Origin of the sequence: Candidatus Desulforudis audaxviator MP104C (assembly GCF_000018425.1) — a bacterium.
In the GTDB taxonomy this organism is placed as follows: domain Bacteria; phylum Bacillota; class Desulfotomaculia; order Desulfotomaculales; family Desulforudaceae; genus Desulforudis; species Desulforudis audaxviator.
In genome coordinates, this window is the sequence record NC_010424.1 from 2,332,355 (window position 1) to 2,349,476 (window position 17,122).

Sequence of the window (17,122 nt, forward strand, 5' to 3'; positions counted from 1 at the left end):
TCCTAACTTAACAGCCCATCACCCTTTCCGGGGGCTCCGACGATGCGCTTGACCCCTTTGAGAAACTGCGGGCGGGGGAGCAGAATCACCCGGCCGCAAGTACGGCAACGCAGGCGGAAGTCCACGCCGGTGCGCAGCACCTCCCACTCCCACCCCCCGCAGGGGTGCCTCTTTTTCATCTCGACCACATCGCCCACTTCGAACTTGGGAATCAAGATTCGTACCTCCTGGCAATGCACACCTCGTTTACCGGGGAACAGGGGTGAAGAAGGCCCAGATGTAGTGCAGAAAGGCGAAGTAAGCCGCGGCCAACTGGGAGCCGTCCAGCCCGTCGGACAGAAAGCCCGGCCCGAGCAGGGCACTGGGGAAACTCAAGATTTTAAGCGCCACCAGGACCACCAGCCCGCACATAAACCCGCGGGCCAAGCCGAAGCAGAAACCCCCGGCCCGGTCGATGGGACCCAGAAGCGGCAGGTGCGGCACGCGGGACAGGATGACCCCCCCGAGCCAGACCGTAACAAAAAACAGGCCGACAAAGGTAACGGCGTCCAGCGCAGACGGCGCCACCGTGGAGGCGATCACTTCCCGGCCCATTCCTTCCAGTTGCCCGGCCAGGAACTGGTCAACTAGGCCGGCTATCCCGTGAAGGCTCTGCGGAAGTTCCGCGACCGGGTGCTCGGCGGGAACCGCCGCCGGCGCTTCCTTCCCGGCCACCAGTCCGGCCACGAACTCCTGCAGCCTCGCTCCCAAGTCGTACTGCCGCTCCAGGTATTCACCGGCGGGACGGTAGTACTTGTACGCCACAAACAGGCCCAGGACGAAAACCACCACCCCCAGCGCGCTTCGGGCGAAACCCCGGACAAAACCGCGCCAGGCGCTGAAAGCAAGCAGAATAACCAGTCCGCCGTCCAGCCAGTTCATACGTTCATCTCACTCTTGCCGTGACTCTTATATGCCTATTTTCGCCCTTTCTCGCCAAAACCCTGCCACCGGGCGGGAGAGAAGCACTCCCGCCAGGACCAGTCCGATGAGCCCGAAGAGCGGGTAGAAGAAACGCACCAGGGTCACAAACCCGAGCAGGGCGACCGGAACCATAATCAGGGTCGCCCCGAGCCCGGCCAACCGGTAACCGCGGGAACCGGGCAGAGCCAGGCGGCCGGCGAAGCCGTGGGCGTTGGCGATACCGGTGGTGAACACCGCCAGCCAGATCGCCACTGAAAACATGACCCCCACCACCGGATGCACTGCGCCCGCCAGGTACAGCAGGGGCACCTGGTACAACCGGACCTGACCATAGTGGGCGATTATCGCCGCCGCCACCACCCCGGCGGCCAGACCAAGCATAATCCCTCCCGCCAGTGCGCCCCGGACGGCTTCCGCCGGGCTCAGGTGACGTCCCAGGGTCGACAGCACGGCCACCGGCACCACCATATTGTAAGAAACGTACAACAGTGCGGCCCACACCCAGTTGCCGGCCAGAAGCCCCGGCGGGGACGCGCCCGCGTGGGCGGCCGAACCCGGGCTGCCCCAGGCCGTCGCGAGCGCCAGCAGCGCCACGCCGATCACCAGTCCCAGCTTCAGCGGCACCAGTACGGCGTTCACGGTCACGACCCCGTTCAGCCCGCCCCAGAGGACAGCCACGATCAGTGCGGCCAGCACCAGCACTCCGGCGGCCGGGGGCAGGCCGAGTTGTTCCTGAAAAATGGCCCCGCTCCCGGCGAGCATGATTCCCAGTCCCACCAACAGCATGCCCAGGCTCAGCCGGTCCATTACCGCGGCCAGACTTCGTCCCAGGAGGTGTTCCAGTACCTCGCGGTAACCGGTCGACTCAAGCCGCACAGCGGTGGTCTGGACCGCAACCCCCAAATAGACAAAAAGAGCGGTGGCGAGCGCCACGCCCCAGAGTCCCCGGGTGCCGAAGACAGCGAAAAACTGCATTATTTCCTGCCCCGAGGCAAAGCCGGCCCCGATCACCCCACCGATGTAAAGCACCGCCACCTTCAGGCTCCCACTTCGCAAATCAGGACACCTCATGGAATGTTATGCCCTGCCTTTTCGGTATAACCTTGCCTGGTGGCGGCAATAAATATATTACTTAATTGTGTACGCGAAGGGAGAACTAACCATGAACAGACTACCCCTCCACAAGGTTGAAACCGATGCCGCCCAAACGCGGATTCACATAGACGACCCGCACGCCCCAGCCAGGGTGGCCGATAACCTTGGACGTCACCTCGAGAATCTGGGCACCGGCCGGCCGGTGGTACTGCTGTGCATCGGTTCGGACCGCTCGACCGGCGACAGTCTCGGACCCCTGATCGGTTCCGCCGTGGAAAATCTCGACCAGGATTTTTTCCGGGTGTATGGGACGCTCGCCCAACCAGTTCACGCCACTAACCTGCAGGAAACACTTGAGGCCATCAACCGGGCATATGCCGACCCGTTTATTATCGCGGTGGACGCCTGCCTCGGCAGGCTGGAGAGCGTCGGCTGCGTCAACATCTCCAAGGGTGCCTTAAGACCCGGCGCCGGGGTGAAAAAGGAGCTGCCGCCCGTGGGCGATGTCCACATCACCGGTGTGGTGAATGTCGGCGGTTTCATGGAGTTCACGGTGCTCCAGAGCACCCGGCTCAACATGGTGATGCGCATCGCCGACGTAGTCTGTGCCGGCCTGAAATTGCTGGCGGCCGAACAAGGGCGTCCGGCCGTTCCCGAACCGGGCCTGCACGAGGCCCGAGTTGCCGGAACCCAGGCTATATAAGCCTGGGTTCCGCGCCCGCTATCTTGGAAATCCTTTCGACCTGGCTGAAAATCTCCTCCGGGGTCTTGCCCTCGGCGTTGACCACGGGCACCTTGAGCGCCCGCTCCTGCACCCCGGTGAAATCGTGCGTAGCCCCCGAGATTACAAGCGCCACCGAATTATCCGCCTCGTCCGGAGGCACGACCGTGTAACCCCGCTTGTGAAAGAAGTCGTCCAGACCGGTCAAACCCTCGGAAATCGCCACTTTTTTCTGCAATAACCTCACCTCCGTCGCCCTTATTATGTGGGCGGCGGACGTTTTTATGCGTTTCGGCCGGCCTGGAGCAGGTCGATGACCTCCTGGTCCGAATTCTGGTCGAAGTGCAGGTAGAACTGGCCCACGGCATAGAAATCGTCCGGGGCCTCCAGGCATACAATCCGATCGACTTCCGGCTTCAGACGTTCCAGGGTCTCCGGGGGAGCCACGGGCACGGCCAGGATGATCCTTCGCGGCCCGGCGCGCCTTAAGGACCGCAGGGCGGCGAGCACCGTATACCCGGTGGCGATGCCGTCGTCGATCAGGATGACGGTCCGCCCGGCCAACTCGGGAGGCACCCTGGACCCGCGGTAGAGGGTCATACGCCGTTCAATTTCCTTGATTTCTTGCTGGACCTGTCCTTCAAGATCATCCGCTCTCAACATCAACCTCTGGAGCAACCGGTCGTTGTAAATCACGGTGCCGTCCTGGGTCACCGCGCCCACGGCCAATTCGGGGTTTCGCGGGGCACCGATCTTGCGCGGCACAATAATGTCCAGCGGGAGGGCCAGTTCCGCGGCCACGGCCGCCGCCACCACCACCCCGCCGCGGGGAATGCCGAGCACCAAGCCGCCGGACAGGTCTTCCTCCGCCAGCCGGGCCGCCAGTCGGCGACCCGCGTCCACTCGGTCACGAAACATCGGGACACCTCCTCGTAACTGCATTATTCGGGTATCTGCACACTCCCCGGGGGAGGACTTACCCCTTCCGTTCATCCGAGTGCGGCTGCCTCACCCCGGAATCTTCAGAGCCCGGTCAACCGCTTCCTGTTCCTCGGTGCTGAATTGGTAAACCGACCGGCCGCGTTCCACTGGTTTGCCGTAGGAAAACGAGGCGTTCTGTGAGTGCAGGGCGGTCAGTATCACGCCGTCGCCCTTGCCGTCCAGGATAGCGCACGAGTAGCTCAGATCGCCCCCCACACCTTCAAAAGCGCGGTACCGAAGCAGCACGGGCGTGCGCGCGCAGCTCGCCAGGGTTTCATCGGCCGCTCTCTGCCAGGCCGCTACGCCGTCCAGCCTACGGTTTATCTCCTCAATGTTGAGGCTGAAAGTGTTGACCAGTTCGTCCAGGCTGCCCCGGTCAGTCAGTCGCAGCAGGTGGGACAAACGACGCAACCGCCCGGTCATCCGGCGATAGGCTAGAAGCAAAATCACGTTAAGTAGGGCCAGCAGCCCCACGATTCCAATCAGGATTTCGAAAACGGGCAAATCAATTCCACTCCTTTTCGGGTGCTCCGGCCCGGTTGACACGCACCCCCGGCCTGCTCTACACTGCAACCGGGAGGCTGGATGACCAGTGTCTGGAAACGGCGAACGTGTCCGCGCCATAATCAAGAAGCTTGGCGGTGTGGTTGTGGCCTTGTCGGGCGGGGTTGATTCAGCGACCGTGCTGTGCCTGGCCCGGGAGGTTCTCGGAGAGCGGGTGGCCGCCGCCACAGCCGTGGCCGGAATCCACGCCCGTGCCGACCTGCAGCGGGCCCGCGCCCTGGCGGCCCTGCTCGGGGTTCGCCACCTCGAATTCCCGGGCGGCCAACTCGCCGACCCTCTTTTTCTGGCCAATTCCCGCGATCGTTGCTACCGCTGCAAGTCCATGCTGTTCCGGAAACTGAGGGAAATTGCCTGCTCCGAAGGCCTCGCCAGTATTATCGACGGAACCAACGCTTCAGATGCGCGTGAATACCGTCCGGGGCTTCAGGCCGCCGCCGAGGCCGGTGTGGTGAGCCCCCTCCTCGAAGCCGGGCTGGGGAAACCGGAGGTCCGCTCCCTGGCCTTCAGCCTGGGCCTGAAGTTCTGGAACCAGCCGTCCGAGAGCTGTCTGGCCACCCGGATTCCTTACGGCGAACCGCTCACGCCGGAGAAACTGGAACAGATTCAGGCCGGCGAAGAATTTCTGCGCGCACTCGGATACACTACGGTACGGCTCCGCCACCACGGAGCGTTGGCCCGGATCGAAGTCGACCCGTCCGAGTTGCCCCGGCTGGCGACCCCGCCTCACCGGGAGTTGGTCCTGGAAAAACTGCGGACCCTCGGCTTTCGTTTCGTCACCTCCGACATCGCCGGTTACCGGACGGGAAGCTACGACAGTGATTCCTGACAAAGCGCGTCGAACCCTGTACTCATTATAGTGGGAGCGCAAACCATGGACAAGAAAAAACTGGCCGCTCTTCTCCACGACGTGGCGTTGGGCCGCGTGTCGGTGGAGGCCGCCGCCCGGGCCAGCGCCATCATCTGCTCCGGGGAGGAATGACTAACGTGCGCCTCCTCTACTGGGATTGTTTCGCCGGGATCAGCGGCGACATGGCCCTGGGTTCCCTGATTGACGCCGGAGCCTCGCCCGACGATATTCGGGCTGTTTTGTCCGGACTCCCTCTCGGAGGCTGGACACTGGAGGTACGCGAAGAAAAAAGCGGCGGCCTGCGGGGCACCGGGGTCAAGGTGCACGTCCGCCGGGAACAGCCACACCGGCGCCTGCCCGACATTCTGGCGATCATCCAGGCGGGAGGGCTGCCCGAACCGGTGGCCAGGAATTCCGCCCGGGTGTTTACCCGCCTGGCGCAAGCCGAGGCCCGAGTCCACGGTGTCTCCCCGGACCAGGTGCACTTTCACGAAACCGGCGGCGTGGACGCCATCATCGAAATCATCGGCACGGCCGCCGCCCTGCACCTGCTGGAGGTGGAACAGGTACGGCTCTCGCCCCTGCCGCTTTCCAGGGGCTTTGTGCACTGCGCCCACGGCACGCTTCCGGTGCCGGCCCCCGCCGTGCTCGAACTCATCCGCGGCTTTCCCACCCGGCCCGCCGAGGTCGAGGGCGAACTGGTCACGCCGACGGGCGCGGCCCTAGCGGTCACCCTGGCTTCCACGGCCGGCGCCTACCCGGGTCTGTTCATCGAAGGGATTGGTTACGGGGCCGGAACCTCGGCCTTCCCTTTCCCGAACCTGCTGCGGGCGGTGCTGGGCCGGGTTGAGTCACCGGCAGGGGAACACCCCCCGGCACGGGAGCAAATCACCGTCCTGGAAACGGTGCTGGACGACGTTAATCCCGAACACCACCCCTATGTCCTGGAGCAGCTCCTGGCCGCCGGAGCCCGGGACGCTTACCTGACCCCCCTGATCATGAAGAAGGGCCGCCCGGGGGTAAAGCTGACGGTAATAGCCGGTGCGGATGAATGGAATTCGCTGGTAATGGTTATACTGAAGGAAACAGGCACACTGGGTATCCGCGTGCGCCGCGAGGACCGGGTTGTTCTGGACCGCCGGGTGCTGGTGGTGGATACGGACTATGGCCCGGTGCAGGTGAAGGCAGCCCTGCTGGACGGCCGCATGCTGCGAGTGAAACCGGAATTCGAGGATTGCCGCACCCTGGCGCTAAAGCACCGCGTCCCGGTGCGCATCGTCACGGCCGCGGCCGAACGGGCGGCGGAGGCCCTGTTCGGAGAAGAGGGCTTGCCCGTTGAGCAGCAGCAAGAATAGCGCCCGCGGCATATGTTTCACGCAGAACCTGAAAGTGAAACAATGGCCGGCCGGCGAATCAAGCGGGTGACTCACTATCGTGCGCAGTTCCGCCGGTGGTTAACCAGAGATGCTTGCGAGCGTACCGCCGTGTTTCACGTGGAACCTGACGGTGAAACAGTAAGGCTATCCGTCGCTGGGAACGAGTGCCCACGCACGGACGGCTAACTGCGTAACGGTGCCCCACCCGCCCCCATTATGCTGAACGAAGGAATATCAGGGCAAAGGACCCAGGAAGACATGATAGGGTAAGCAGGGGGCGATAAGTGGGTAGACCACCCAAGATGAATGTTTTCAAAAAGGCTGATAAGGTGCGCTTTTTAAAATATGGCTCCAAAACATTGAGATAGGCGACGCTCCCCCTCGGAAACGGGAAAATCTAGCTGGGGGAATGCCTCTAGGGCAGGCGGTAGTCTTCCTTCATCCGCCGGTAGCGGGCGTATGTTTCAGGGCTGATTTCGCTCAGGGGGAGGCGGTCGAGGACAGGCAAGAGCTCCCGGAGCGCGGCCCCCCGCACCATCCACTGACAGTAATCCCGCCCGCCGTGCTTGTAAGGACCGTACAGACGGGAACCGGGAACCACCTGTAGAAGCCATTCGAACAGAGGCCGGTTCCGGGAGTGCATGCGCACCGTAATGTGCGCCTGCCGCCCGTCACCGCCGAAGTGCCCCTCTCCGATCAGGATGCCCAAGAGGATCCCTTGTTCAAGTTCGCGCATTTATTTCACCCATTGTTTCACCGTCATGTTTTACGTGAAACATACGCCAGCCAGTCCAGCACTTCCTCCAGTTCTTGTTCGTTCCGGTAGCGAATTTCGATGCGGCCCTTATTTTGATCGCCGCGGATGTTCACCCGCGCGGCCAGCGCACCGGCGCGCTCCCGCAGCAGGCTCTTCAGCCCGCTCTCTACGTCGCGCTTCCGGCTCCCCCGGGAGGAAGCGGCCTGCGCAGCAGCATTTCGGACCTCTTCCTCCAGCGCTCGCACCGATAGTCCCCGGGCCACCGCCCGCTGAGCCAGTTCCACCTGCCGGGCCGCGTCATCCACTGCCCCCAGGGCCCGGGCGTGCCCGGCGGTGAGCGCCCCCGACCCGATGATCTCTTGCACTTGCAGGGGCAGGGAAAGCAGGCGAAGGGTATTGGTCACATGCACACGGCTCTTGCCCACCCGCCGCGCCACTTCCTCCTGGGTCAGGTCGAACTCGTTCACAAGGCGCCGGTAGGCGATCGCCTCTTCTAACGGATTCAGGTTCTCCCGCTGAATGTTCTCGATCAGCACCGCCATTGCCGCCTCGACCTCGGGCATCTCCCGGACCACCGCCGGGATCCTGCTGCGGCCCAGCGCCAGAAAGGCACGGAGTCGCCGTTCCCCGGAGATCAGTTCGTACCCGTCCCCGGACTGCCGGACCACCACCGGTTGCACCAGGCCGACTTCCTCGATGGAAGCCGCCAACTCCGCCAGGCGCTCCTGGTCGAACACCTGCCGCGACTGGCGCGGATTGGTCCGTATCCGGTCAACCGGGATCTCCCGCAATCCGTCCCCGGATGCCGCCGCTGCCTCCGCGCCTACGTTTCCGGGCAACAAGGCATCCAGTCCTCTCCCCAAGGCTCTTTTTTTACCCACGTTCCATCACTTCCTTTGCCAGATCCCCGTATACCTCGGCGCCCCGGCATTTCGGATCGTAGACGGCCACGGGCTTGCCGAAACTGGGCGCCTCGCTCAATCGCACATTGCGGGGGACAATCGTCCGGTACACTTTGTTGCCGAAATGCCGCTTCACCTCTTCGACCACCTGAATGGCCAGGTTCGTGCGCCCGTCGAACATGGTCAGGAGCACCCCCTCGATCTGAAGCCTGGGGTTGAGGCGGCGCTGTACGAGTTGTACGGCACTCATCAGATGGCCCAAGCCTTCCAGGGCATAGTACTCGCACTGAATGGGAATTAGGACGGAATCGGCGGCGCCCAGGGCGTTGAGCGTCAAAAGCCCCAGTGAGGGAGGACAGTCGATCAGGGTGTAGTCGTAGTCGCCCCGGACTTTTGCCAGGGTTTTCCTTAGGAGAAGTTCCCGCTCCGGAACGCCCACCATTTCAATTTCGGCCCCGGCCAGCTGCAGCGTGGCCGGCACTACGTCAACGCCCGAAACGGACTCGCAGGTGCGCATCACGCTCCGGATGGGCTCCCCGGCGATCAGGACGTTGTAGATGCACCGCTTCAGGCTGTTCCGGTCCAACCCCATACCGCTTGTAGCGTTGCCCTGGGGGTCGATGTCCACCAGCAGCACCCGCTTGTTGTTCAACGCCAAGGCCGCACCCAGGTTCACGCAGGTGGTAGTTTTGGCCACGCCGCCCTTCTGGTTTGTGACCGCGATGACCTTGCCCAAAAACAAACCCCCTGCCTGCAGTTTCGCGGTGCGCACCGCCCCGCGGACGTTGGCACGGGACGGAATTGATGGTGTTAACGATTGCTAGTTCCACAGGCTGTTAAGAAAATCCTGCCGGAAAATGAAGCAGATAGCGGGGGGAGGGAGGGACCTGCCGAACCGGGGCGGCCCCGGACCTATAGGGGGCGTTTGGCAGCCATTCCCGCGCGCCGGGGGAAGCGTTCCGGGGTGGGGGCCGTCTTGTCGATCACCACCAGGGAACGGCGGTCATCCACGCCGGGCAGTGTGAACTCCAGGACTTCGCGGACCGCGCCCCCCAAAATCTCCAGGGCGCGTCGGGCCTGCTCCAGTTCCGCGCCGATTTCGGGCCCCTTGTAAGCCACCAGTACGCCCCGCACGCGCAAGAACGGCAGGCAGTACTCGCTCAGTACGCTCACCGGGGCCACCGCCCGGGCCACGGCCCAATGGTAAGTGCCCCGGTGGGCCGGGTCCCGGCCGGCTTCCTCGGCGCGCCGGCCCGTCACCTGCACGCCCTCCAGGCCCAGTTCCCCGACCACGGCTTCCAGAAAGTCGGCTTTCTTCCGGCTGGACTCCAGAAGCGTCAGTTTCAGTTCCGGACGAACGATTTTCAGCGGCAGCCCGGGAAAGCCGGCCCCGCTGCCCACGTCAATGATCCGCGTTCCGGCCGCCGGGTCGATCACCAAAAGTCCGGCCAGGGAGTCGAGAAAATGCTTGGCCACGATCTCACGCGGGGTGGTGATCGCAGTCAGATTGTGCCGGGCAGCCCCGGCGGACAAGCTCTCCATGAACCGCGAAAAGAGCGCTAGCTCGCGGCTACCCAGTTCCAGACCCCAGTTCGCCGCTCCTTTCCGAAGGGAGATGACCGATTCGGGATCCATCCGACTCCTCCTCCCGCCGGCGCCTCTTCTCCAGGTACACCAGAAGGACTGCGATATCCGCCGGGCTCACCCCGGAGATTCGCCCGGCCTGGCCCACCGAAACCGGCCTGATTTCCGCCAGCTTTTGCGCCGCCTCGTTCGAAAGGCCGCGTACCTCCGAATAGTCAAGATCGGCCGGGATCCGCCGCGCCTCCAGCTTTTCAAACCGCGCCACCTGGGCGGCCTGTTTCTGGATGTAACCAGCGTACTTAATCTGGTTTTCCACTTCGGCCGCCACGTCCGGCGCTACATCCGGATCGGCCACTCCGAGCCCCACCAGGTCGGCATACCGGATCTCCGGCCGGCGCAGCAACTCGGACAGGCGGCACGGCCTGGACAGCGGCGCCGAGCCCCGGGCGGCCAGCCAGTCCTGCACCTCCGCCCGGGACACCCGCCCTAGTGGGTCGGGCACCACGGTCCGGTCCAGGCGTTCCAACTCGGCCCGCACCCGGTCCTTCTTTTGCGCAAAGCGTTCGTAGTGCGCCCCGGAAACCAGCCCGATCCGGTGGGCGCGCTCGGTCAGCCGGAGGTCGGCGTTGTCCTGCCGCAAGGCCAGTCGGTACTCAGCCCGCGAGGTGAAGATCCGGTACGGCTCCCGGGTGCCCTTGGTGACCAGGTCATCGATCAGGACCCCGATGTAGGCTTGCGCCCGGCTGACCACCAGGGGCTCGCCGTTCTTCACGGACTGGGCGGCGTTGATCCCGGCCACAATTCCCTGCGCCGCCGCCTCCTCGTAGCCGGAGGTGCCGTTGATCTGCCCGGCCAGAAAGAGGCCTGAAACCGCCTTCGTTTCAAGCGTGGGTGCCAGTTGCGTCGGCACCACGTAGTCGTACTCGATGGCGTAACCGTAGCGGACGATCTCCACCTTCTCCAGCCCCGGCAGGCTGCGCAACAACAGGAGCTGCACGTCCTCGGGCAGGCTGGTGGACATCCCCTGCACGTACATTTCGTTCGTGTGGAGGCCCTCTGGCTCCACAAACACCTGGTGGCGCTCCCGGTCCGCGAACCGCACTACCTTGTCCTCGATAGAGGGGCAGTACCGGGGCCCCGTGCCCTGGATGATCCCGGTATACAGCGGGGAACGATCCAGGTTTTCCCGGATGATTTCGTGCGTCCGGGCCGTGGTGTATGTGAGCCAGCAGGGTACCTGAATCTGCTCTTTGCCCCTGTTTCCGGCAGCAAAGGAAAAGCCCGGGCAGTCCTCGTCCCCGTGCTGGGGGGTCATCCGGGAAAAGTCCAGCGTGCGCCGATCGATCCGCGGCGGCGTACCGGTCTTGAACCGGCCGAGTTCAAAGCCGTTTTCCCGCAGGTTCGCAGCCAGGCCGACCGCGGGGAACTGCCCGTTCGGGCCGCTTTCAAAGCTGGTCTCGCCGACCAGAACGCGCGACCGCAGGTACGTGCCGGTGGTCACGATCACCGCCGGCGCCAGAAAACGCGCCCCGGTACGGGTGACCACGCCCCGCGCTGAGCCCCCGTCCACGATGATCTTTTCCACCATAGCCTGCTTCAGGTCGAGAAGCGGCTGACCCTCGACGGTCCGGCGCATGCCCTCCTGGTACAGCCTCTTGTCGGTCTGGGCACGCAGAGCCCGCACCGCCGGACCCTTGCCCGTGTTCAGCATCCTTACCTGGATCGCCGCCCGGTCGGTGTTCCGGCCCATCTCGCCCCCCAGGGCGTCGATCTCACGCACCAGGTGGCTCTTGCCCGGCCCGCCGATCGCCGGGTTACACGGCATCAGCGCCACGAAATCAATGCTCAGCGTGAGCAGCAGGGTGCGGCAGCCGAGGCGCGCCGAGGCCAGCGCTGCCTCACACCCGGCGTGCCCGCCACCGACCACGATTACGTCGTACTTTCCAGCTGTGTACTCCACCGTTCCCACCACCTACTTGCCGATACAAAAATGACTGAAAATCCGGTCCAAAAGGTCCTCACCGGCTGTCTCGCCCGTAATGTCGCCGAGAGAATCCAGCGCGTTCCGGATATCAATCACCGCCATCTCCAGGGGCATTCCGGAGACCAGCGCCGACCGGGCCTCCTCGAGGTATCGCCCAGCCTGTTCCAGGGCATGTTGGTGCCGGACGTTCGATATCAACACCGTGTGGTGTCCGGTCACCCGCCCGCCCAGGACCAGACCGGCAATCGTTTCCTCCAGTTCATTCAGGCCACGACCTTCAATTATCGCCGCCATCAAAACCGGCCCGTCCACCAGGGCACGCACCGCGTCCGGATCGATTCCGGCAGGCGCCAGGTCCACTTTATTAATCAGCACCACCAGCGGTTTCCCGCGGGCGAGCGCCAACACCCGGCGGTCCTCGTCCTCCAGCCCGGAGGCGGCGTCCAGCACCACCAGCACCATGTCGGCCCCGGCCACTGCGTCCCGGGTCCGGGCCACACCGAGACGTTCCACGGTGTCCGCCGTCTCCCTCAGGCCGGCCGTATCCAGCAGGCGCACCGGAAGACCCCGGATGTTCACCGTTTCCTCAATGACGTCCCGGGTGGTGCCAGGCACGTCGGTCACAATGGCCCGCTTTTCCCGGAGCAGGGCGTTGAGCAGGGAGGACTTGCCTACGTTCGGCTTGCCGACGATAGCCACTCCCAACCCGTCCCGGTACACCCGGCCTGCCTCGGCACCTTCCAGGAGTTCCACGCAACCGGCCTCCAACGCGGCTAGCTGCCCGGCCAGCGCTTCCAGGCGGGTTTCCGGCACGTCCTCTTCTTCCGGAAAGTCAATGCTGGCCTCAATTTCGGCCAGCACCTGCAATAGAGCTTCCCGCATCGCCCCGATTCTCTCCGACAGTCCACCGCGCAGTTGACCCAGCGCCACCTGGAGACTAGAGCCCGTGCGCGCCCGGATCACGTCCAGGACTGCCTCCGCCTGCACCAGATCCAGCCGCCCGTTCAAGAAGGCCCGCCGCGTAAACTCGCCAGGTCCGGCCAACCTAGCCCCGCAATCCAGCACGATCTTGAGGATCCGCTGCAGGGGCAGAACCCCGCCGTGCCCGTTGATCTCCACCACGTCTTCACGCGTATAGCTCTTCGGGGCCCGCATCACGGAGACCAGTACCTCGTCCACGGTTTCCCCGGTCCCAGGATCCACCGCGTGCCCGTAGTACATCCGGAAACCCGGGCCCGCGCGCCAATCTTTCTCCCCGACCGGCCTGAATACCTGGCCCGCAATCTTTAAGGCGTCAGGTCCGCTGATCCGGATGATCCCGATGCCACCTTCTCCCGGCGGCGTGGCGACGGCTGCGATCGTGTCGTGCAACAACCGTTACCGCACCTACTTTCGGGGGGCGATGATGATCTTGCGGAAAGGCTCTTCTCCTTCACTGAAGGTGTAGATATCGTCCCTTCCCCGCAGCGTCGTGTGGATGATCCGCCGTTCCTGCGAGTTCATCGGTTCCAGGACCACGCTCCGCCCGCGCCGTTTCGCCTTTTCTGCCAGTTTCGTGGCCAGCTTGACCAGTGTATCTTCCCGCTTCTTGCGGTAGCCCTCAACATCCAGAATGATTTTCTTGCGCTCGGCCTGATCCTTGTTCGCGGACAGGTTCAACAGATACTGCAGGGCATTCAAAGTTTCACCCCTTCTGCCGATCAGGATGCCCAAATGCTTGCCTTCCAGGCCGACACTAATCTCTTCGTCCGTCTCCTCCACCACGATGTCCGCTTGCACACCCATTGCAGCGACAACCTGCTCCAGGAAATCCCGGGCCCGGTCAGAAACGGTTTCCTTCAAGACTACGCGCACCCGGGCCGGACGACTCCCCAGCAGACCCAAAAAACCCCTCGATGGCTCCTCAAGAACTTCGATCTCGACACGGTCGCGCGGCACTCCGAGTTGTTTAAGCGCCTCCTCGGCCGCCTCCTCCACGCTTCTTCCGCTTCCTTCGACTGCCTTCACCCTGTACTGCTCCCTCCTTGCTCCGCTTGCCCCTGGCACCAGCTTCCTTCTTCGTTCTGGCCGGGTCGGCTGTCGTCGGTCGCTTTACCGCCGGCAGCTCAGCGGAAGCCTGCGCCCCGGCCTCGGCCACCGCCCCGGAAACAACCCTGGCGGCTTTTTCCCGCTGCTGCTCCATGGCCGACTGGTCAGCGAGGATCTGCTTGTTGATAAAAAACTGCTGAACAATACTTACCAGGTTGAAGGTCACCCAGTAGACCGACAGACCGGCCGGCAGCGTGGCGCTGATCCCGCCGATGAATAGCGGCATCACCGTCAGCATGACCTTCTGCATTTGTTCCTGGCTCGGATTCCCCCCGCCCTTGCTCACCGACATCGTCAGCTTGAACTGGACGAAGGTGGTCACCGCCGCCAATACCGGCAGGATGTACAGCGGATCAGTCTTTTTTAAATCTGCTACCCACAGGAACCCGGCGTGGGCCGGGTTGACATAGTCAAAATTCCAGAGGGCTTGGTACAGGGCGATCATGAACGGCAGCTGCACCAGGAGTAGCAGACACCCCGCCATCGGATTGACCTTCCGCTCCTTGTAGAGTTCCATGATCTTGGTCTGCATCTGCTGCTTATCCTTGCCGTACCGGTCCTGGATGGCCTTGATCTCGGGCTGCAGTTGAGACATCTTGGCCATGGAACGCATCTGAATGCGCGTCAGCGGGTGCAGAAAGATCTTGATCAAGATGGTCAGCAAAACGATCGCTATGCCGTAGCTGGGCAGGCCCACACCGACCGTAATGTGGTACAGCCAGTTGATCAGGGCGGTCATGCCGTCAATTAAAGCTTCAAACAACTCTTAACCCCCAATAAAAGGCTTAAGCCGGATCGTACCCACCCGGCGAAAATGGATGACACCGTAGAACGCGGCGTACCGCTCTCAACCCGCCGCGCATGAGACCGTATTTGCCGATGGCCTGTACGGCATACTCGGAGCACGTGGGGTAGAACCGGCACGTTGACGGAAAAAAAGGTGAAATAGCCACTTGATATCCCTTGATCAACCCGATGGCCAGTTTTTGCGGCCTACTCATTTTTTATGTTTCCCACCAGTTGCAACAAGCTGTCGGTGAGCACCCGGTGATCACACTCCGCGGCCGGGGGCCGCGCCACAATCACATAGTCATATCCCGAAGGAAACGCCTCCGGGTTCAATCGGCAGATTTCCTTCAGCCGGCGCCTTACCCGGTTCCGTACCACGGCGCCCCCCAACTTCCTGCTGACCGTAATGCCAAAACGCCGCCCACCGGTTCCATTGGCCATCCGGTATAGCACCAACAGCCGGTCGGACCTGTATCTCCCGCGGGTAAATACTTGCCGGTAGTCCCGGTTCTTCTTAATGGTGATTATTCCCATTAACCAAGCCACACATCCGTGATCTTCCCGCGCAACAAAAAAGCCCGCCCACCTCAGGCTGTGAGCACCTTTCTCCCTTTTGCGCGCCTGCGCCTGATCACATTCCGCCCAGATCTGGTCCGCATTCGAATCAGGAATCCGTGCAAACGTTTTCTCTTTCTCTTTTTGGGTTGGTAAGTCCGTTTCATCGACTTGCACCTCCGGGCATTTCTGGAAATGATCAGAAGTCACCGTACATTATAATTGATTCTTCCGACTCCAGTCAAGGCGTTGGAACCTCCAGGTCCGTGTCAAGACTTAGTAGGCGATCTCCCAGCCGATTTAATTTGAATTAGACCGTAGACCACCTCGGTGAACTAATCTCTCTTACTATGTGCTTGACCCAGTGTTTTCCGGCGTGCGGTCCTTCAAGGGCGGGCACGTTGGCTTGAAGCCAGGCCTCGGGATCTTTGCCGAAGCGTTTGGGCAGTTGGATTGCCTCGGCTCCGACAGCCTTTTTCAGTAGGTCGAACCGGGGTTCCGAGTGTACCACGTATCTGTCCAGCTCATCATTAGCCCGTACCGCTAACAGGCGTCCCATCCGTTCCGCACCGGCCGGGCTCCAACGCGCCCCAATCCGCTTTGTTCGCCTGGCGATGGTGTGACGGACCTGGCCCTCGATCGCACCTAAACGGTCTCCCTCCGGCAAGGCGGCGATACCTTGCCAGTTAGCCAGGAGATACTCCTTAAGCCGCATGATCCCGTTACGGCGTGCACCCCGGTTGACCCGAATCGCCTGGTCCAAGGCGGAAACTACCGCATCTTGGTTTAGCTCGGCTAACCCTTCGGTGACAGTTTCATAGACGTTGCTGCTGTAACTTAAAGCCTCGGTTAAACGCCGGCGCAGGTGGAAGGGGTCAAGGTGGTAAGTCGCCCCGGGGAACATCTCCAGGCCTTGTTTGATCCACTCGGCGCCGTCCCCACCAATGCGGATCCGCTCTACCCTGCTAAGGTCCCACTTGTGGCCGAAGGCCGCCCCGGTGTCTTCCCAAGCCACCCGGCTGCCCCTGGCGGTGGCCACCGTGTAACGGTTCACCAGTTTCCGGGTCTTTTGTTCCCTGCCCTCGTAGCCGATAAACAGCTTGATCTCACCAAACGCCTTGGGCGACCGCTGCAAGGGTATTACTACACCATCGGCTTCAATGGATAACTCCCGAACCTCCTTGCCGCCTTCAGGGACCACACCGTCTTCAAAGACGGCCTCGCGTAGTGCCTCAGCATCCCGGGCGGCCTTTTCTCCAGCATCCTGAACCTTAGACCAGACGGTCATCCAGTGAATCCCCGGTACTAGAAAACCCATAACCCGGGCCGCGCGCCTGAAGGGCATCTCCGTGCCTAGCTCCAGGATCATACGGGTCATCCGCGGTGTCACCCGTTGGCGTTCAGGGATTCCCAAGGCTTCGTCCAGAAGGAACCGGTACGCGCCGGTCTTCTGGTTACGGTACAGTCGGCGCTTAACCGTAATCTCACCGAAGCTGGTGACCAGGGTCCGCGACCGCTGTCCCACGTTCTTGAGGGCTGGATCCCGCTTGCCGCTTAACTCAAGGTCAATGTGTGCCAGCGCCTCCTCCAGCATTTTGCCGCCTGCCTGTTGAACCAACCGCTGCACCCGCTCTTCCAACTCATCCATATTGCGCACCGACCTGAACACCTCAAAAATTCCCTTAGCCAGAAACAGGACTACCTCAAGCAGAAAGCGAATCTTGAACACCTCACTCCTTTGGCGGGGAGGGCTTCCCCTCAGGGGAAGCCGTTTTGAGGTCTCACTTCTATTTCCGACCTCACATCTCCTAACTTAAACCTTACACTCACAACCTCCTCCTCCCACGTCATTGTTTTTCTCCGGGTGCATTGCGCTCGTTGCTAATCTCTAAAAAATCTGGTATCCTTATATTCTG

General features: G+C 62.6%; 21 protein-coding genes. 3 read left to right on the forward strand and 18 right to left on the reverse strand.

Annotation, left to right across the window (positions count from 1 at the left end; genetic code table 11):
- Positions 1–2 precede the first annotated feature (2 nt).
- The 3 genes from DAUD_RS11255 to DAUD_RS11265 are packed head-to-tail and all read right to left on the reverse strand — an operon-like array spanning position 3 to position 2,019.
- Positions 3–215 (reverse strand): DUF951 domain-containing protein, encoded by a 213-nt coding sequence (locus tag DAUD_RS11255; RefSeq protein WP_012303280.1) that lies wholly within the window; start codon positions 213–215, stop codon positions 3–5.
- Between the two features lie 31 nt (positions 216–246).
- Positions 247–921 (reverse strand): CvpA family protein, encoded by a 675-nt coding sequence (locus DAUD_RS11260; RefSeq protein ID WP_012303281.1) that lies wholly within the window; start codon positions 919–921, stop codon positions 247–249.
- Positions 922–948: 27 nt separating this feature from the next.
- On the reverse strand, positions 949–2,019 hold the full coding sequence (locus DAUD_RS11265) for a YkvI family membrane protein (RefSeq protein WP_242647852.1): 1,071 nt from the start codon (positions 2,017–2,019) through the stop codon (positions 949–951).
- Positions 2,020–2,125: 106 nt separating this feature from the next.
- Here DAUD_RS11265 and yyaC point away from each other — a divergent pair, with 106 nt between their 5' ends.
- The gene (gene yyaC / locus DAUD_RS11270; RefSeq protein ID WP_012303283.1) at positions 2,126–2,761 is read left to right on the forward strand and encodes a spore protease YyaC; all 636 of its coding nucleotides are present in this window, start codon (positions 2,126–2,128) and stop codon (positions 2,759–2,761) included.
- Here yyaC and DAUD_RS12620 read toward each other — a convergent pair.
- From DAUD_RS12620 to DAUD_RS11285, 3 genes are all read right to left on the reverse strand, one after another.
- Complete coding sequence (locus tag DAUD_RS12620; RefSeq protein ID WP_012303284.1) at positions 2,754–3,017, reverse strand: YkuS family protein; 264 nt, start codon at positions 3,015–3,017, stop codon at positions 2,754–2,756. The genes yyaC and DAUD_RS12620 overlap by 8 nt on opposite strands.
- 44 nt (positions 3,018–3,061) lie before the next feature.
- Positions 3,062–3,697, reverse strand: a complete 636-nt coding sequence (locus tag DAUD_RS11280; RefSeq protein ID WP_012303285.1) for a phosphoribosyltransferase — start codon at positions 3,695–3,697, stop codon at positions 3,062–3,064.
- A gap of 90 nt (positions 3,698–3,787) precedes the next feature.
- Entirely contained in the window at positions 3,788–4,264 is a 477-nt protein-coding gene (locus tag DAUD_RS11285) for a DUF4446 family protein (RefSeq protein WP_012303286.1), read from the reverse strand.
- Positions 4,265–4,352: 88 nt separating this feature from the next.
- Between DAUD_RS11285 and larE the strand changes: the two genes are divergently transcribed.
- Positions 4,353–5,150: an ATP-dependent sacrificial sulfur transferase LarE gene (gene larE, locus DAUD_RS11290; RefSeq protein ID WP_012303287.1), complete on the forward strand. Its 798-nt coding sequence runs from the start codon at positions 4,353–4,355 to the stop codon at positions 5,148–5,150.
- 149 nt (positions 5,151–5,299) lie between these two features.
- Positions 5,300–6,526, forward strand: coding sequence for a nickel pincer cofactor biosynthesis protein LarC (gene larC, locus DAUD_RS11295; RefSeq protein WP_012303288.1), 1,227 nt, complete (start codon positions 5,300–5,302; stop codon positions 6,524–6,526).
- Between the two features lie 436 nt (positions 6,527–6,962).
- Here the strand turns inward: larC and DAUD_RS11300 are convergent, their stop codons facing one another.
- From DAUD_RS11300 to DAUD_RS11345, 12 genes are all read right to left on the reverse strand, one after another.
- The gene (locus tag DAUD_RS11300) at positions 6,963–7,283 is read right to left on the reverse strand and encodes a hypothetical protein (protein ID WP_012303289.1); all 321 of its coding nucleotides are present in this window, start codon (positions 7,281–7,283) and stop codon (positions 6,963–6,965) included.
- Positions 7,284–7,306: 23 nt separating this feature from the next.
- The gene (locus tag DAUD_RS12975; RefSeq protein WP_041570975.1) at positions 7,307–8,185 is read right to left on the reverse strand and encodes a ParB/RepB/Spo0J family partition protein; all 879 of its coding nucleotides are present in this window, start codon (positions 8,183–8,185) and stop codon (positions 7,307–7,309) included.
- A complete protein-coding gene (locus DAUD_RS11310) occupies positions 8,178–8,942 on the reverse strand; it encodes a ParA family protein (protein ID WP_012303291.1) in 765 nt (254 codons plus the stop codon). Before DAUD_RS11310 ends, DAUD_RS12975 begins: the two co-directional genes overlap by 8 nt.
- 176 nt (positions 8,943–9,118) lie before the next feature.
- The gene (gene rsmG, locus DAUD_RS11315) at positions 9,119–9,841 is read right to left on the reverse strand and encodes a 16S rRNA (guanine(527)-N(7))-methyltransferase RsmG (protein ID WP_012303292.1); all 723 of its coding nucleotides are present in this window, start codon (positions 9,839–9,841) and stop codon (positions 9,119–9,121) included.
- A complete protein-coding gene (gene mnmG, locus DAUD_RS11320; protein WP_012303293.1) occupies positions 9,777–11,750 on the reverse strand; it encodes a tRNA uridine-5-carboxymethylaminomethyl(34) synthesis enzyme MnmG in 1,974 nt (657 codons plus the stop codon). Before mnmG ends, rsmG begins: the two co-directional genes overlap by 65 nt.
- 12 nt (positions 11,751–11,762) lie before the next feature.
- Positions 11,763–13,148, reverse strand: coding sequence for a tRNA uridine-5-carboxymethylaminomethyl(34) synthesis GTPase MnmE (mnmE, locus tag DAUD_RS11325; RefSeq protein ID WP_012303294.1), 1,386 nt, complete (start codon positions 13,146–13,148; stop codon positions 11,763–11,765).
- A gap of 12 nt (positions 13,149–13,160) precedes the next feature.
- Positions 13,161–13,781, reverse strand: a complete 621-nt coding sequence (gene jag, locus DAUD_RS11330; protein WP_012303295.1) for an RNA-binding cell elongation regulator Jag/EloR — start codon at positions 13,779–13,781, stop codon at positions 13,161–13,163.
- Positions 13,723–14,625 (reverse strand): YidC/Oxa1 family membrane protein insertase, encoded by a 903-nt coding sequence (locus DAUD_RS11335; RefSeq protein WP_012303296.1) that lies wholly within the window; start codon positions 14,623–14,625, stop codon positions 13,723–13,725. Before DAUD_RS11335 ends, jag begins: the two co-directional genes overlap by 59 nt.
- A gap of 22 nt (positions 14,626–14,647) precedes the next feature.
- Positions 14,648–14,863, reverse strand: a complete 216-nt coding sequence (gene yidD / locus DAUD_RS12185; protein ID WP_012303297.1) for a membrane protein insertion efficiency factor YidD — start codon at positions 14,861–14,863, stop codon at positions 14,648–14,650.
- The gene (gene rnpA, locus DAUD_RS12190) at positions 14,856–15,197 is read right to left on the reverse strand and encodes a ribonuclease P protein component (protein WP_166485191.1); all 342 of its coding nucleotides are present in this window, start codon (positions 15,195–15,197) and stop codon (positions 14,856–14,858) included. The genes yidD and rnpA overlap by 8 nt, the downstream gene beginning before the upstream one ends.
- Positions 15,198–15,238: 41 nt before the next feature.
- Positions 15,239–15,373, reverse strand: a complete 135-nt coding sequence (gene rpmH, locus DAUD_RS12195) for a 50S ribosomal protein L34 (RefSeq protein ID WP_012303299.1) — start codon at positions 15,371–15,373, stop codon at positions 15,239–15,241.
- A 143-nt stretch (positions 15,374–15,516) separates the two neighbouring features.
- Positions 15,517–16,935, reverse strand: coding sequence for an ISLre2-like element ISCde3 family transposase (locus DAUD_RS11345; protein WP_012301193.1), 1,419 nt, complete (start codon positions 16,933–16,935; stop codon positions 15,517–15,519).
- Positions 16,936–17,122 lie beyond the last annotated feature (187 nt).

Bases quoted from the DNA above. Each gene is read 5' to 3' on its own strand.
- DAUD_RS11300 (WP_012303289.1), bottom strand. From the start codon at position 7,283: ATGCGCGAACTTGAACAAGGGATCCTCTTGGGCATCCTGATCGGAGAG.
- yyaC (WP_012303283.1), top strand. From the start codon at position 2,126: ATGAACAGACTACCCCTCCACAAGGTTGAAACCGATGCCGCCCAAACG.
- larC (WP_012303288.1), top strand. From the start codon at position 5,300: ATGACTAACGTGCGCCTCCTCTACTGGGATTGTTTCGCCGGGATCAGC.
- DAUD_RS11260 (WP_012303281.1), bottom strand. From the start codon at position 921: ATGAACTGGCTGGACGGCGGACTGGTTATTCTGCTTGCTTTCAGCGCC.
- DAUD_RS11280 (WP_012303285.1), bottom strand. From the start codon at position 3,697: ATGTTTCGTGACCGAGTGGACGCGGGTCGCCGACTGGCGGCCCGGCTG.
- yidD (WP_012303297.1), bottom strand. From the start codon at position 14,863: ATGAGTAGGCCGCAAAAACTGGCCATCGGGTTGATCAAGGGATATCAA.
- rpmH (WP_012303299.1), bottom strand. From the start codon at position 15,373: ATGAAACGGACTTACCAACCCAAAAAGAGAAAGAGAAAACGTTTGCAC.
- rsmG (WP_012303292.1), bottom strand. From the start codon at position 9,841: ATGGATCCCGAATCGGTCATCTCCCTTCGGAAAGGAGCGGCGAACTGG.